Raw genomic sequence first — 16,417 nt, forward strand, 5'->3', positions numbered from 1 at the left:
GTGATCACCGACCGAGGGGAGCGTGCGATGTCCGCCGAGCCGATCGCGATCGTGGGAATGGGCTGCCGACTGCCAGGCGGGGTGGACTCGCCCGCGCAGTTGTGGGACCTGCTCTCCGCCGGCCGGGACGCCGTCACCGAGATCCCACCGGGCCGATGGGACCCGTACGAGGTGCCGGGCACCGAGAGTGCTCTCGCGATGCGGCACACGACCCGACGCGGCGCGTTCCTCTCCGACGCGCCCGCGTTCGACGCCGACTTCTTCGGCGTCACCCCGCGTGAGGCCGAGATCATGGACCCCCAGCAACGGCTGGTCCTGGAGGTCACCTGGGAGGCGTTGGAGAACGCGGGCATCCCGCCGCACGGCCTCGCGGGCAGCGACACGGGTGTGTTCGTCGGCGTCGGCTCCGACGACTACGGCAGGCAGATGCTGGAGGACCTGCCGAGGATCGAGGCGTGGACCGGTATCGGCGCGGCGTTCTGCGCGGTGGCCAACCGGGTCTCCTACGTGCTGGACCTGCGCGGACCCAGTTTCGCAGTGGACACCGCCTGCTCGTCGTCCCTGGTGGCCATCCACCTGGCGTGCCAGAGCCTGCGGCTGGGCGAGACCTCGGTCGCGGTCGCGGCGGGGGTCAACCTGATCGCCGGGCCCGGCCTGACCATGGTGCTCGACGCGGCGGGCGCGACCTCGCCGAACGGCCAGTCCAAGCCGTTCGACAGCACCGCCGACGGTTACGGCCGAGGTGAGGGCGTCGGTGTCGTGGTGCTCAAGCGCCTCGCCGACGCGGAGCGTGACGGCGACCGGGTGCTGGCCGTCGTGCGCGGCACCGCAGTCAACCAGGACGGCCGCACCAACGGCATCATGGCGCCCAACGGCGAAGCGCAGGCCCACGTCGCTTGGGAAGCCCTGCGCAACGCCGGTCTGGACGCGCACGACGTGGACTACGTCGAGGCGCACGGCACCGGAACCCGCGCCGGCGACCCGGTCGAGGCGGCGGCGCTCAGTTCGGTCTACGGCCAGGGCCGCGCGACGGACGCGCCGTGTCTGATCGGGTCGATCAAGGGCAACATCGGCCACCTGGAAGCCGGTGCGGGCGTCGCCGGGGTGATCAAGGCGGTGCTCGCCCTCAACCACGGCGAGATCCCGCCCAACGCGGTCTTCTCCACGCCCAACCCCAACATCCCGTGGAGCACCAACGGGCTGCGCGTGGTCGACGAGCCGACGCCGTGGCCCGTCCGAGGGGACGTCCGGCGCGCGGCGGTGTCGAGCTTCGGCTACGGCGGCACGGTCGGCCACGTCGTCCTCGAACAGGCGCCGCAACCGACCGCCAAGACCGGCGAGATCGACGGCATCGGCCTGTTCACCCTCTCCGGAGCCAGGGAGACCGCGGTCACCGAGTACGCGGGCAAGCTCGCGGACTGGCTGGAGACCGACGGCCGGTCCACGTCCCTGCACGACCTCTCGTACACGCTGCTGGCCCGGCGCACGCACCTGCCGCAGCGCACCGCGATCACCGCGAACGACCGCGGGTCGCTGATCTCCCGCCTGCGTGCGCTGGCCGGGGGCCAGGACGACGTGGACGGCGTGACCAGCGGAACGGTGCTGCCCGGTGCGCCGGCCGACCCGGTGTGGGTGTTCTCCGGCCACGGCTCGCAGTGGTTCGGCATGGGCGCCGAACTGCTCGCCGAGAACCAGGTCTTCGCCGACGTGATCGCCGAGATCGACCCGATCTTCGTCGAGGAGATGGGCTTCTCGCCGCTGGAGGTGCTGGTCACCGGCGACTACGCCGAGGTGGACCGCATCCAGCCGATGATCTTCGCGATGCAGGTCGCGCTCGCCGAGGTGTGGCAGTCGCTCGGGGTCCGCCCCGGCGCGGTGATCGGCCACTCCGTGGGCGAGATCGCCGCCGCCGTGGTGACCCGCGTGCTCAGCGTCGCCGACGGCGCGCGGCTGGTCTCGCGGCGTTCGGTGCTGCTGCGCCGGGTGGCGGGCAAGGGCGCGATGGCCATGCTCGGTCTGCCGTTCCAGGAGGTGGAGCAGCGGCTCGACAGCCGGTCCGACGTCGTCGCCGCGATCCAGTCGTCGGACCTCTCCACGGTGGTGGCGGGTGAGCCGGCCGCGCTGGCGGAGCTGTGCGAGCAGTGGACCGCCGAGGGGCTGATGGTCCGCAAGGTGTCCTCGGACGTGGCGTTCCACAGCCCGCAGATGGACCCGTTGCTGGACGAGTTGGCCGCGGCGGCGCACGACCTCACCGTGAACGAGCCCGCGATCACGCTCTACAGCACCGCGCTGCCCGACCCCCGGTCCACCGAGGCGCGCGACGGCGCCTACTGGGCGGCCAACCTGCGCAACCCCGTGCGGCTCGGCGCCGCCGTGACGGCCGCCGCCGACGACGGGCACCGGATCTTCCTGGAGATCTCGCCGCACCCGGTCGTGGCGCACTCCGTGTCCGAGACGTTGGGCGAGATGCGGTTGTCCGATGTGCTGGTCACCGGCACGCTGCGCCGCACGAAGCCCGAGTGGGAGACGGTGCTGCACAACCTCGCCCTGCTGCACTGCGCGGGCGCGGCCGTGGACTTCGCCGGCGCGCTGCCCCGGGGGGCCGTGCTCACCCTGCCCCGCATCGCGTGGCAGCACCGGCCGTACTGGTTCACCGGCTCGACTCGCGGCCGGGGCGGGGTCGGCCACGACGTCGCCGCCGAGAACCTGCTCGGCGCGCGGCTGGACGTGGCGGGCGCGGCGAACCTCCAGGTCTGGCAGACCACGCTGGACCACGACAACCGCCCGTACCCCGGCGACCACCCGGTGCACGGGGTGGAGATCATCCCGGCGGCCGTGCTGCTCAACACGTTCCTGGAAGCGGGCGCGACCGAGGCGTTGACGGACGTGGCGCTGAAGGTGCCGGTCTCCGTCACCGCGCGGCGCGAACTCCAGGTCATCCGGCAGGACGACACCGTGCGGATCGCTTCGCGGATCGTCGGGGCCGACAGCGGTGACCAGGCGTGGCAGACGCACAGCACTGCCACCGTCTCGGCGGACACCGTCGCCGACGCCGGTTTCAACCTCGCCGAGGCCAGGCTGAGGTGCGCCGAGCCGCGTGAGCCCGGTGCCGTGCTGGAGCGGCTGCACCAGGTCGGTGTCGCCGACAAGGGTTTCCCGTGGACGGTCGAGGCGTTGACGGCCGGCGCGGAGGAAGTGCTGGCCACCGTGCGGTCGCACCCCGAAGGTTCGGAGACGCCGGGCTGGGGCTCGGTGGTCGACGCGGTGCTCACCGTCGTGCCGCTGGTGTTCCCCGGTGACGTGGTGCTGCGGATGCCCGCGCACGTCGGCCGGGTCGTGCTCGCCGGACAACCGGTGACGAACGTGCTGATCCACGTGCGGCTCGTCGCGGACGACACCGTGGACGTCGTGATCACCGATGAGCACGGGACCGTGCTGGGGGTGTTCGACGGTCTCCGGTACGGCACGTTGGACGGTGACCAGGGCGCGCCGGTGAGCCCGCGCCGGCTGGTGCACCGGGTGGACTGGCAGGCCGTGGACGTCTCGGTGCCGCGCAAGCGCCCGCTCGGGACGGTCGCCGTGCTCGGGCCCCGCGCCGAAGCCGTGGCGCGGCAGTTGGAGACCTTCGACGTGCGGACCCGCGTGGTCGCGACCACCGACGAGTTGTCGCAGGTCGTGCCGGATCTCGGGCCTGGTGACGCGGTGCTGGTGGTCGCAGGGCCGGCGGTCGCAGGGCCGGCGGTCGCGGGGCACGACGGGCCGGTCGGTGCGGCGGCGGTCCGTTCGGCGTGGGACCTGGCGCGGACCGCCCAGCTCATCGCCGAGAACAACGGCACCCTGGCGCCCCGGCTGTGGGCGATCACGTCGGGCCAGGTGGAGGCATCGGACTTCGGCGGGCTCGACCAGGCCCCGGTGTGGGGGCTGGGCCGGATCATCGGCGGTGAGCACCCCGAGATGTGGGGAGGCGTGATCGACCTCGACCCGGGTCGGGACGACCTCGGGCTCGGCGAGCTGGTGCGGGTGTTGCGCGCCCAGGTCGAGCCCGATGTGTTCGCCATCCGGAACGGCGAGGTGCTGGCCGCGCGCCTGGCCACGATCGACGAACAGCCGACGCGGCCGCCGTTCGAGTGCCGGGCCGACGCGACCTACGTGATCACCGGCGGTTTCGGTGTGCTCGGCCTGGAGATCGCGGGCTGGTTGGCGGGCCGGGGCGCTCGGCGGTTGGTGCTGGTCGGGCGTTCGACGGTGCCGCCGCGGGCCGAGTGGAACGACGTGCGGGACCCTGCCCTGCTGGAGCGCATCGCGGCGGTGCGTGCGCTGGAAGCCCAGGGCGTCACGGTGAAGCCGGTCGCGCTGGACATCACCGACCGGGAGCAGGCCGCGCGGCTGCTCGACCCGAACGCCCTGGACCTGCCTCCGATCCGCGGTGTCGTGCACGCCGCCGGTGTTCTCGACAACCGGATGCTGCGCAACCTCGACGAGACGTCGTTGCGGACGGTGTTGGCGCCGAAGGTCGAGGGCGCGCTGGTGCTGCACGAGCTGTTCCCCGCCGGTGAGCTGGACTTCTTCGTCCTGTTCTCCTCGATCGGCCAACTGCTCGGGCTCACCGGTCAGGCCAGCTACGCGTCGGCCAACGCGTTCCTGGACGCCCTCGCCCGGCACCGGGCGGCGACCGGCGATGCCGGTGCGGCGAGCTTGGCGTGGACGTCGTGGCGGGGGATGGGCATGGCGGTCAGCGACGTCGTGGACCAGGAGCTGCGCGACCGCGGGGTCGGCGACATCTCGGCCACGGAGGCGTTCAGCGCCTGGGAGTTCGCCGCGCGGTACGGGCTCGCGCACGCCGCGGTGCTCCGGGTGACCGAGCTGGAGCCGGGCGTCGCGCCGTTGCCGGTGCTCAGCGGGCTGGGCTTCGGCGCCACGGCCGGCGACGAAGCCAGCGGCTCGGGGGAGGACCTGGCCGCGCTCGACCCGGAGGAACTGCGGGCTCACCTGTTGGCACAGGTCGCCAAGGAGATCGGGGGCGAGCTGAAGATCGACGCCGAGCAGCTGGACGTCCGCCGTCCGCTCGGCGAGCTGGGGCTGGACTCGGTGATGACGCTGTCAATCCGGCGCAGGCTGGAGAAGCGGTTCCGGCTCAGCCTGCCCGCGACCCTGCTGTGGAACCACCCGACCGTGACGGCCATCGCCGACTACCTCGCCGACCAACTCGTGCCCTCCGACGAGGTCAGCCCCGAAGAGGAAGGCACCGAAGAGGAAGGCACGGACGACCCTGCTCCGCAGCTCACCGGAGTCGGTGGCTGAGCAACCCGACGCGACGCCGACCCGACCCGACCCCGACGGAGGGCACACATGCGCTACGACGATCTCCACATCGCCGGCCTCGGCTGGTTCCACCCCAAGACGGTGTCGGTGGAGGAAGCGGTGGCCGACGGGCGGTGCGAACCGGCCGCCGCTCAACGGACCCAGACCCGTCACGTCGCGATCGCCGGTCCGGAGGACACCCAGCCGGACATGGCGGTGCGGGCCGGAAAGCAGGCACTCGTCCGCTCCGGGCACCGGCCCGAGGACGTCGACCTGCTGCTGCACGCGGTGGCCAACTACAACGGGCTCGACGGGTGGAACGCCGCGTCCTTCGTGCAGCACCGCGTCCTCGGGCGCAGCGGGGTCTCCTACGAGATCCGGCAACTCTCCAACGGCGGCGTCGCGTCCATCCAGCTCGCCGCCGCCTACCTCGAAGGCCGACCCGGCCGAGCCGCCATGATCACCGCGAGCGACAAGTTCACCGAGCCCGCGTGGAACAGGTGGCGCTCCAGCGCCGGACTGCTGTTCGCCGACGGCGCGTCGGCCGTCGTGCTGTCACGCCGTGGCGGCTTCGCCCGGGTGCTGTCCGCGGTGACGGTCTCCGACCCCGAGTTGGAAGGGCTCCAGCGCGGCAACCAACCCTTCCACGACTACGCCGACCCGGCCCAGTACCCGGTGGAGCTGGAGGCGCGAACGCTGGAGTTCTCCGACCTGATGCCGTTGGACGAGAGCGGCCCCCGGCGTGCGGCGGGCATGCGGCGTGCGGCGAACCAGGCACTGGCCGAGGCGGACACCGCGATCGAGGACATCCGCCGGTTCGTCGCACCCAACTTCGGCTTCGAGCTGATGCGCCTGTCCTGCCTGGTGCCGCTGGGCATCGAACTGGAGCGCACCACTTGGGAGTGGGGCAGCCAAGTCGGCCACACCGGCGCCGCCGACCAGTTCGCCGGCCTGAGCCACCTGGTCGAGACGGGTGCGGTCGAAGCCGGTGACCGGGTCATGGTCGTCGGCGTCGGCGGCGGCTTCAACTGGACGGCGGCCGTCGTCGAGATCACGGAGGTGCCGGACTGGTCGGAGCGCTGACCCGCGACAGCACGCGCCGACCGGCCACGGCGTGCAGGCGGACGAGATCGGGGAAGCGGAACCAGGCCGTGCCGGAGGGTTTCACGCCGACGATGTGCAGCAGGTGCGCGTCGACCAACGCCTCCATCAGCCGCTCCGCCGCTCGTTCCGGGACGTCCAGCACGGTCGCGGCGGTGGCTATGTCGAAGCGGTTCGCGCCGAACGCCTCGCAGAGCGCTTCCAGGGACCGGCCTTCGAACGAGCCCAGCCGGGCGCGGGCCGAGTCCAGGCGGGCGCGGATGTCGAGGGCGCCGGTGTGCAACTCCGCCAGGCGTTGGGACTCCACGGCCAGCCGTGCGGCGAACTTCGACAGCGGCCACACCGGGCGTGACAGCAGCTTCTCGGCCGCCGTGCGCACCGCGAACGGCGAGCGGTCGCACATCGTGACTACGCGGCGGGCGTCGTCCGGGTGGGCGGCGATTCTGGCGGGACCGAGGACGGCGGACAGCAGCGCGACGCCGTCCTCGACCGGCAGCGGTCCCAACTCGACCGTCGAGGTGACCGGCAGGCCGCGCAACCGCACGCGGGAGGTGAGCAGTGCCGCACAACCCGGCCCCGCCGGGAGCAGCGGCACGACCTGCTCCACCGACGCGGCGTCGTCCAGCAGCACCAGCAGCCTGCGGTCGGCGACCAGGCTGCGGAACAACTGGGACCGGTCGTCGGTGTCGGCGGGTTGGCGGTCCACCGGCACCCCCAACGCCAACAGGAACGACCGCAGCACGTTCCCCGGATCGGCCGGCTCGTCGTCGGCGCTGTGCAACGAAGCCATCAGCTGTCCGTCCGGAAACGCGGAACGCACCGAGTGGCCGACCCGGACCGCGAACGCCGTCTTGCCGATCCCGGCCTGCCCGATCACGGCGACGAGCGGCACCACCCGGCGCGGCTCGTCGGCCCGCAGGGTTGGCACGACCGACGCCATCTCCGCGCCCCGACCCACGAAATCCACGATGTCGAACGGCAGTTGTGCCGGTACGACACGGCGTTCGGCCGCGGGAGGCGCGTCCCGCAACAGTTCCCGGTACAGCACCTGGAGGCGGCCGGACGGCTCCAGGCCGAGTTCGTCCACGAGGTGCCGCCGCAACCGCTGGTAGGCGGTGAGGGCTTCACCCCGACGTCCCGCCCGGTGCGCGGCGGTCATGAGCTGGGCGGTGAACTCCTCGTGCGACGGGTGCTCGGCCACGAGCGCGGCCAGTTCGGGCAGCAACGCCCGGTGCTCGCCGCGGGACAGATCGGCGTCGATCCGCTGCTCCAGCACCACCAGCCTGCGGTCGTCCAGCAGCACCCGCCTGGCCTCCAGCACCGGACCGGCGTTCAGGCCCTCCAACGGCGTACCCGACCACAGGTCGAGGGCCTGGGTCAGCAACTCCGCGGCACGCGCCGGATCACCGCCCCTCAGCGCCGCCTGTCCCCGGGCCGCCAGGTCCTCGAACCGCCACAGGTCCAGCTGGTCCTCGGCCAGCCTCATCAGGTAGCCGCGCGGGTGGGTCTCGACCGACCCGCCCGCTTCCGGCCCCAGGGCCCGGCGGAGTTGGTAGACGTAGGTCTGCACGGTCTGCCGGGCCCGCTTCGACGGCGCGGTGGTCCACAGCTCGTCCACGATGGTGCTGGTCGACACGACGTGGTTGGCGTTGAGGAGCAACAGGGCCAGCAGGCGCTGCGGCATCATCGCGCTCGGCACCTGGTGGTCGGCCGCGCCGTGCACCGCCAGCGGCCCCAGAACCGAGAAGTGCATCGCATTCCCCCAATGTGGTGCGGCAGTGTGGTTCGGCTGCAGTGGGCTACCCGGCGATCCACCTCGTCCAGTCACCGGTGTCGTTCCCGCCCGGAGCCGGCGGCCGGGGCGTGTCCGGACCGAAGTAGACGTCGGTCCACGGCCGGGCGGGCTCGGCGGGATCGGGCCGGCAGGCGCGGTGCTCGGCCGGGTGGACGGTTCTCAGCACGGACTGGAGCCGGCGGAGGAACACCGGGTTGGTGGCGGCGAGTCGGAGTATGTGCGCCAACGCCGCGTCGCCGTGGTCGGCCAGGAGCCGCAGCACGGCCAGTTCGGTCTCGTCCCGGGCAGTCGCCTCGTAGCGGTGCCGTGGGCCCGACTCGTGGCGGGCGACGGCGCCCTTGTCGGTCAACCTCCGCAACACCGTCATGATCGTCGTGTAGGCCAGTGGCCGGTCCCGCTGCGCGTTCACGCGTTCCAGCACTTCCCGCACGGTTCGCGGGGCCGCCGCCGACCACAGCACCTGAAGTACCTCGCGCTCCAACGTCGCGCGCATCCGTCGCTCCTCCCGGTTCTCCGCCCGGTTCTCCGCCCGACCGCCGCGATCGTCCGGAGAAGGTACCCAACGGGGGTTCGGTTTTGTACTGTGCTGGGCAGGACGCCGCGCGAGTCGTCAGCGAGGGTGAACCGGTCGGAACGGTTTCCGGTCGGAACGTCGTGCGGAGCGGGTACGGGGGCCCACTGCGTCTTGGCGCCAACGGTGACGTTGCGAGGCAAGTCGTGCGCCTCCAGCCTGTTCCTGTGCCACTGCGGCACGCGGAGTCTTCCTGGGTTGGATGGGGGAACGTGGGGGACATGCCTTCGACATCAGCGGTTTTACCCGACCGGCGCACCGAGCTGGCCGCCGTCTTCGAGCGGTTGGAGCAGGTCGCCCGGGGTGCGAACACCGCGATCGTGGTCGCCGGCGGCCCGGGGATGGGCAAGAGCACCCTGCTTCGGCAATCCGTAGAAGCGGCGCTGGAGCGCGGGTTCCACGTGGTGCGCAACCTGCCGGACCACAGCGGGGTGGAAGTCCTCGGCGAGCTGCCGGTGTCGTTCTCCGAGGAGGGGTGCCGGTTCCCGGTGGCACGGCTGCCGCGTTGGCTGGACGACCTCTCCGACTCGCGCCGGCCGGTGCTCGTGGCGCTGGACGACTTCGAGAAGTTGCCGGACTCGGCGCAGCGCACGCTCGACGGGTTGGCGTCCGCCGCCGCGTCGGTCCTGTGGATCGCCACGACCTGCGCCGAACACGTGGAGTTGGCCGAACGCCTCGACGCGGTGACGATCGAGCTGGCCCCCTGGTCGTCGGCGACGGTGGCCGAACGGGTCGTGGACCGGTTCGGCGCACCGCCCGGCCGACACCTCGTGCAGCTGCTCCGGCGTGCGGCGGGCGTGCCCGCGTTCGTCGTCGCCCTGCTGGAAGGGCTGGAGGTCGAAGGGCGCCTTCGGGTCGCCGAAGGCGAGGTCCGGCTCCGCTCGACCCAGTTGCCCGGCCGGGTGCACGAACTGGTCCACCGGCGTCTCAACTCGCTGTCGTCCAAGGCGTGGCAGGTGCTCCGGGTCGCCTCGATGCTCGGCAGGCACTTCGAGCTCTCCCAGGTGTCCGATCTGCTCGGTGAGCGCACCGCGATGCTGTTGCCCGAACTGGACGAGATACTGGCGGCCGGTGTCCTCAGGTCGGAAGGCGACTGCTTCGCGTTCCAGTACGACCTGGTGTGGGAGGTCGTGGTCGAGTCCATTCCGAAACTGGTCCGGCGCGCGTTGAGCGACGACATCGACCGGGCCAGGGCCGGGCACGACGACGCCACCCCGCGCGGGCAGGTGCGCGCGGTCGAAGCGGAGGAGACGGCCCGCGGCTCCCACGCCGTGCTGGCCGTCGGCGCGCTCGCGGCTTCCGGTCGGTACGCCGAGGCGGTCGAGGTCGCCAGGGACACGCTGGCGCACCCGGTGAACCCCACGTCGGCCGCGGAGTTGCGCGGTCTGCTGGCCCACCTGGTGCTGTGGCGGGGCGACGCGAAGGAAGCGGTCGCGTTGGCCAACGAGGTCGTGGCCGAGGGGTCGGCGCCCGATGGCACCGCCGCCGCAGCCGTCGCCGTCCGGCTGCTCGCGCTGTCCCTGGCGGACCACCGGCACGCGCAGCACGAGGCGGGGCAGGTGCTCGCCGCGCGGACACCGGCCGGTTCCACCGATGCGCTCATGGCCACGGCGGTGCTGGCGGACACCGGCTGGGCGGCCGGTGACCTGGTCGGTGGGCTCGGCCTGGCGCGCGACGCGGTGCGGGAAGGGCGTGAGCACCCGTGGTGGGGCGCTTGGCTTTCGCTCGGGCTCGCCGACAAGTTGGGCCAGCTCGGTGAGTTCGGTGAGGCGGAAGCCGTGCTGGACTCGGTGGGGCGCGACAACGACCAGTGGACGTTGGCGGCCGGCTGCGGGCGCGGCGGGATCGAACGGGCGCGGCTGCTGGTTCGCGCGGGCCGGTGGTCGGACGCGGTGGCGCAGGTGCGTGCCGCGCTCGGCACGGCGAAGGAGAGCGGGTCCCCGGTCGTCGTGCCCGCCGCGCTCGCGGTGTTGGCCAAGGTGGCTCTGGCCACTGACGACCTGCCCGCCGCCGTGCAGCACGTCCGGCACGCCGCCGCGGTCGCGGCCGAGGCTTCGGTCGTGCCGTCGATCTCGTGCGACTGGGCCGACCTGCGGCTGGTGGCGGCGACGCACGGCACGCGGGCCGCCGTGCACGCGCTGGAAACCCGGCTGACCGGGCTGGTCACGTCACCGGCGCTGTTCGTCGAGGAACCGGGCGCCGCGGCGTGGCTGGTCGCGCTGGCCCGCGCGGTGGGCAACACCGAGTTGGCCAGGACATCGCTGGACATGATCGAGCACCTGGCCACCGCCAACTCCTGCTTCGACGCGATCCAGACCGCCGCGGCGCACGCCCGGGGGGTGCAGGAGAGCGATCCCGACCTGCTGGACCGCGCGGCCCGACGGCACGTCGACGCGTGGGCCGCCGACCAGGCGCGCGAGGACCTGCTCGCACTCGACCGCCCACCCGCGGCGCCCCGCCACCGCGAGCCGGAGTGGAACCGGCTCACCGACACCCAGCGCACCATCGCGTTGCTGGCGGGCTCTGGCCTGACCAACCAGCAGATCGCGAACCGGGTACTCCTGTCACCGCACACGGTGAACTACCACCTCCGAGGGATGTACCGAAGGCTGGGCATCTCCTCACGGGTCGAACTCGCCCGCTTCGTATGACCCGCGCGCGACCGGGGTCGTGCGTGATCGTTCACCCGACGGTGTTCACCTCCCGCACGGGAAGGGCGCGCAGGACGGTCTCGGTCATGGGGGTGACCGCGCACCGCCCGGCCGCGTAGGTCAGCGCGAGCCGGTGGTGGTCGAGGGAGAAATCGGCGACCGCGTCGGCCACCAGGAACGTCTCGATGTCGTTGCTGTACGCGTCCACCGCGGTCATCAGCACACCGACGTGGGCGAACACACCGCACACGATCAGCTGGTCACGACCGTTGCGGCGCAGCACGTCCAGCAGGTCGGACTTGTGGAACGCGCTGTAGCGCCACTTGGTGAACACGTGGTCGTGCTCGGCGGGCTCCAGGCCCGCCACCACCTGCCGGTGTTCGGGGGAGAGCGTCATGCCCGGACCCCAGAAGTCCTTCAACAGCCCGCGCTGCTCGTCGGTCATGCCGCCGGGCTGGGCGGTGTACGCGACCGGGATGCCCAGCGCCGCGCAACGGTCGCGCAGAGACCGGATGTTGGCCACCAGCTCCACGACCGGCGACAGACCGGCCGGGAACGGCGCCAGGAAGTACCGCTGCATGTCGTGGATCAACAGCACCGCCCGGTCGGCGTCGACCGTCCACTTCGCGGTGTTGGCGGGCAGTTCGTCCGCCCCGGGCATCGGGTAAGGCTCGATCGTCGGGATTGCCACCGTCTCACTCCTCCTAGACGCCGAGAGCGGCGCCGCCGTCGACGAACAGCTCCTGCATGGTGATGTGGTTCGCGTTGTCCGACAGCAGGAACAGCACCGAATCGGCCACATCGGACGGTCGGGCGATCTTGCCGAGCGGGATGCCGACGCGGAAGTTCGCGGCGTCACCGGCGATGGCACCCACCGCGGGGTCGGCGGAGCCCGCCAGGGTGCGCAGCATCGCCGTGTCCGTCGAGCCGGGCGAGACGACGTTGCACCTGATCGAGTACTTGGCCAGTTCCAGCGCGAGCGTCTTGGTGAACGCGATGGCGGCGGCCTTCGACGCGCTGTAAGCCCCCATCCGGGCCCGTGGCACGGCGGCGGCGTTGGACGCGACCGTGACGATCGCGCCCCCACCCTCGGGCACCATCCGCCGCGCGACCGCGCGGGACACGGTGAACACGCCGGTCGCGTTCACCCCCAGCGTCGCCGCCCAGTCCTCGTCGCTCAGGTCCAACACCGCTTGCGGGCGCAGCACACCCGCCACGTTGACCAGGAAGTCGATCCGGCCCATCTCCTGGACGACCCGGTCCACCACCGCGTCGACCTCCGCGGTGGAGGACACGTCGGCCTTGAAGACCTGGATGCCGCCCAACTGCGAGCGCAGCTCCTCGGCCAGCACTTGGAGCTTCCCGCCGTCGGTGTCGATCGCCGCCACGAGCGCGCCGTGCTCCACCAACGCGGTCGTGACGGCCGCCCCGATGCCGCCGGCCGCGCCGGTGACCACCGCGATCCTGCCCTCGATCCCCGCCAGTTCCATCCCTGCTCCTCCTCGTCCAGCCTGTCCGGTCCCGGACCTCGGTTGCCGACCTCAGTTGCCGGACGTCAGTTGCCCGACAGCGCTCCACGCCTCCACGACCGACAGCGCCTGGCCCGGGTTCAACCGCGGGTCGCAGAACGACCGGTAGTCCGGTGTGCCGGGGATGCCGACCCGGTCGAGGTCCCGGACATCGGCCACGCACTCCGCGACCGGGTCCGGTGTGGTCTCCAGGTGCAGCCCACCGGGGTGGGCGCCCTCGGCTCGAACGGCCTCCCGGAAGTGCCGGACCTCCCGCAGCACGGTCTCCACGAGCCGGGTCTTCTGCCCGCCGGGCGCGGTCGTCGTGTTCGCGTGCATCGGGTCGCACAGCCAGACCACCGGGTGCCCGGCCGCCCGCACCGCCGCCACCAGCGGCGGCAGTCGGTCCGCGACCAGGTCGGCGCCGAGCCGGGTGATCAGCGTGAGCCTGCCGGGGGAGCGGTCCGGGTCGAGCACCCGGCACAACGCGAGCAGTTCGTCCACAGTGGTCGTCGGGCCGACCTTGCAGGCCACCGGGTTGTCCACCGCGGCCAGCAGCCGGACGTGCGCGCCGTCGACCTGCCTGGTCCGGTCGCCGATCCACGGCCAGTGCGTCGAGGTCAGCACAGCCGGACCGGCGTCGGTGCGGCGCACGAGCGGCAGTTCGTAGTCGAGCAGCAGCGCCTCGTGGCTCGTCCACACCTCGCGGTCGGCGGCATGCAGGTACGCTACGGCGCGCGCCGCGGCCTGGTAGCAGCTGACCAGCCTCAGCGGATCGGCCCGGCGCAGCAGCGGGTCGGGCTGAGGGCTGTTCACCAGGTGGCCCCGGAACGCGGGTAGCTCCACCCCGTCGCACACTTCGGTGGCCCGGGACCGGGGTTTGGCGAACTGCCCGGCCAGCCGGCCCACCCGCACCACGGGCAGGTCCGGGCGCATCGCTCCGGCCAGCACGTCGAACAGGTCGAGCTTGCGGTCCAGCACGTCGGGCGCGCAGTCGGCCGGGTCCTCGGCGCAGTCACCCGCTTGCAGGACCTGGCGTTCACCGCGCGCCACGTCGGCCAGCAACGCCCGCAGTGACCGGACCTCCTCCCAGCCGACGAGCGCCGGTGCGAGGGTGAGTTCTCGGCGCATGCGGTGCAGCAGCCAGCCGTCCCACGCCGGCTGTTGCGCGGCGGGCAGCGACCTCCAGTAGCGCACCTCGTCCTCGGTCAGGCTCCGGTGGGAGCGGTCGTGGTCGGTCAGGCCAGGATCAGCGAGCACCGTGCTCCTCCGATTGATCGCCGTGCATTTCACCGGCAGTGCCGAACGTATCCGGGAATCGCCGGAATTTGACTACTAACTCGGGTAGTCGGTCGTTGGTATCCGCTCCTACGAGTGCGTAGTAGACGTGACCATGGTGGGTAGTTTCACTGTCGGTGGCGGCGCAATACGGTCGGTCCAGAAGCTTTCCGCAGGTTTTCGGCTGTTTCTGCCCGCTCCGCCTTCGGAAGGGGATAACGATGAATCCCGTGGATGTGGACCGCCTTTTTCACGGCGCCGCGGACGCGTTCGCACTGCTGCACCGCCCGGTCACCACCGGCGCGGACGTGGTGGAACTCCTGGTCGGCAACCCGGTCGCGGTGGACCGGTTGGTGGACCTGCCCCTGCCCCCCGCCGGTGATCTTCCCGAAGGCGGGCGACCAGTGCACGACCTGCTCACTCTCGTCCCGTTCCGGCAGATCGCCGAACGCGGGTTCGCGCACCGGGACGACGGGGCGCCGCTGCTCGCGCTGGAGGTCACCGGCCAGGCCGAGATGGCGTTCACCGCGGTGGTGGAGCGGCTGCCCGACGAGCCGATCGAGATCCGTGACGGCGCATTCGACGTGGACGACGACAACTACGCCGCCATCGTGGAAAAAGTCCTCGCCGAGGAGATCGGTTGGGGCGCGGGGGCCAACTTCGTCATCAAACGGTCGTTCACCGCCGAGTTGGTCGACTACACCCCGCGACACGCGTTGAGCGTGTTCCGCCGACTGCTCCTGGGCGAAACCGGCGCATATTGGACATTTCTGGTCTGCGTCGGCGGCCGGGTGTTCATCGGCGCGACACCGGAACGACACGTGTCGAGCCGCGCCGGGACCGTGACGATGAACCCGATCAGCGGCACCTACCGCTACCCGGCGGACGGCCCGTCGCTGCCGGAGCTGTTGTCGTTCCTAGCCGACCCCAAGGAGACCGACGAGCTGTACATGGTGGTGGACGAGGAGCTGAAGATGATGGGCGGTGTCTGCGACGGCGGTGTTCGGGTCCACGGGCCGTACCTGAAGGAGATGGCACGGCTCGCGCACACCGAGTACCTGCTGGAGGGACACACGACCCGGGACGTGACCGACGTGCTGCGCGAGACGATGTTCGCGCCCACGGTCACCGGTAGCCCGCTGGAGAACGCCTGCCGGGTGATCAGCCGGTACGAGCCGCGCGGCCGGGGCTACTACAGCGGCGTCGTGGCGTTGATCGGCCGGGACGCGCACGGCGCCCGCACCCTGGATTCCGCGATCGTCATCCGCACCGCCGAGGTCGACGCGGACGGGCGGTTGGACATCGGCGTCGGCGCCACCCTGGTCCGCCACTCCGACCCGCGGTCCGAAGTCGCCGAGACGACCGCCAAAGCCGCAGGACTGCTCGCCGCCATCCGCGGTGACCAGCCGGTGAAACCCGTCGAGCACGTGGCGCGGGCCGGCTTCGCCGACCACCCGGACGTCCTGGCCGCACTCCACCGGCGCAACGCCACGTTGGCGTCGTTCTGGTTCGCCCCGCTCGACCGCAGGATCGAACCCGTGCCGGCACTGCTGGGGCGGAAGATCCTGGTGATCGACGCCGAGGACACGTTCACCGCGATGCTCGCCCTCCAACTCCGCTCACTGGGTCCGGAGATCACCGTCCGGAGGTTCGACGAGCCGTTGGACCTCGAAGGCTACGACGTCGTGCTGGTCGGTCCCGGCCCCGGAGACCCGCGTGACGACGACTCCGCCAAGATCGCCGCCATGCGGCACGTCACCGGGCGGCTGCTCGACGAGCGTCGGCCGTTCCTGTCCGTCTGCCTGGGGCACCAGGTGCTCAGCGGGCTGCTGGGATTCTCCTTGATGCGCAAGGACCTGCCGAACCAGGGCATGCAGCGCGGCATCGACCTGTTCGGCCGTCCGGTGACCGCCGGGTTCTACAACACCTTCGCCGTGCGATCGGCCGCCGACGCCGTCGAATGCCCGGGCGTGCCGGGTCTCGTGCGGGTGAGCCGTGATCCGGACACCGGTGAGGTGCACGCCCTGCGTGGTCCCTGGTTCGCCTCGGTGCAGTTCCACGCCGAGTCGGTGCTGACCGAGCACGGGCCGATGATCCTCGGTGACATGCTCACCGCAGTCCTCGCGGACACCCCGGTGGCCCGCTGACCCACGAGCGCTGACCCACGAGCGCTGACCCACGAGCGCTGACCCACGAGCGCTGACCCACGAGC

9 protein-coding genes are annotated in these 16,417 nt (G+C 71.9%); 4 read left to right on the plus strand and 5 right to left on the minus strand.

What is annotated here, in order from left to right; all coding sequences use genetic code 11:
• The first annotated feature begins 27 nt into the window (after positions 1-27).
• Positions 28-5,301, plus strand: coding sequence for a type I polyketide synthase (locus ALI22I_RS02655; RefSeq protein ID WP_077003981.1), 5,274 nt, complete (start codon positions 28-30; stop codon positions 5,299-5,301).
• 48 nt (positions 5,302-5,349) lie between these two features.
• Positions 5,350-6,384, plus strand: coding sequence for a ketoacyl-ACP synthase III family protein (locus ALI22I_RS02660; protein ID WP_077003966.1), 1,035 nt, complete (start codon positions 5,350-5,352; stop codon positions 6,382-6,384).
• Here the strand turns inward: ALI22I_RS02660 and ALI22I_RS02665 are convergent.
• Both ALI22I_RS02665 and ALI22I_RS02670 read right to left on the minus strand, forming a co-directional pair.
• Complete coding sequence (locus ALI22I_RS02665; RefSeq protein ID WP_077003967.1) at positions 6,353-8,155, minus strand: AfsR/SARP family transcriptional regulator; 1,803 nt, start codon at positions 8,153-8,155, stop codon at positions 6,353-6,355. The genes ALI22I_RS02660 and ALI22I_RS02665 overlap by 32 nt on opposite strands.
• A gap of 46 nt (positions 8,156-8,201) precedes the next feature.
• Positions 8,202-8,690 carry a BlaI/MecI/CopY family transcriptional regulator gene (locus ALI22I_RS02670; protein WP_077003968.1) on the minus strand — a complete coding sequence of 163 codons (489 nt, stop codon included), beginning with the start codon at positions 8,688-8,690 and terminating at the stop codon, positions 8,202-8,204.
• Positions 8,691-8,989: 299 nt separating this feature from the next.
• Here ALI22I_RS02670 and ALI22I_RS02675 point away from each other — a divergent pair, with 299 nt between their 5' ends.
• Positions 8,990-11,419, plus strand: coding sequence for a LuxR C-terminal-related transcriptional regulator (locus ALI22I_RS02675; protein ID WP_077003969.1), 2,430 nt, complete (start codon positions 8,990-8,992; stop codon positions 11,417-11,419).
• 31 nt (positions 11,420-11,450) lie between these two features.
• Here ALI22I_RS02675 and ALI22I_RS02680 read toward each other — a convergent pair whose 3' ends face one another.
• From ALI22I_RS02680 to ALI22I_RS02690, 3 genes are read right to left on the minus strand one after another with little or no spacing between them, the layout of a single operon-like run.
• Positions 11,451-12,110: an isochorismatase family protein gene (locus ALI22I_RS02680; protein WP_077003970.1), complete on the minus strand. Its 660-nt coding sequence runs from the start codon at positions 12,108-12,110 to the stop codon at positions 11,451-11,453.
• A gap of 13 nt (positions 12,111-12,123) precedes the next feature.
• The gene (locus tag ALI22I_RS02685) at positions 12,124-12,909 is read right to left on the minus strand and encodes a 2,3-dihydro-2,3-dihydroxybenzoate dehydrogenase (protein WP_077003971.1); all 786 of its coding nucleotides are present in this window, start codon (positions 12,907-12,909) and stop codon (positions 12,124-12,126) included.
• A gap of 51 nt (positions 12,910-12,960) precedes the next feature.
• A complete protein-coding gene (locus ALI22I_RS02690; protein ID WP_238598036.1) occupies positions 12,961-14,187 on the minus strand; it encodes a 3-deoxy-7-phosphoheptulonate synthase in 1,227 nt (408 codons plus the stop codon).
• A gap of 239 nt (positions 14,188-14,426) precedes the next feature.
• Between ALI22I_RS02690 and ALI22I_RS02695 the strand changes: the two genes are divergently transcribed.
• Positions 14,427-16,352 (plus strand): anthranilate synthase family protein, encoded by a 1,926-nt coding sequence (locus ALI22I_RS02695; protein WP_077003972.1) that lies wholly within the window; start codon positions 14,427-14,429, stop codon positions 16,350-16,352.
• Positions 16,353-16,417: the final 65 nt, after the last annotated feature.

The organism is Saccharothrix sp. ALI-22-I (assembly GCF_001984175.1).
Classification (GTDB): Bacteria; Actinomycetota; Actinomycetes; order Mycobacteriales; family Pseudonocardiaceae; genus Actinosynnema.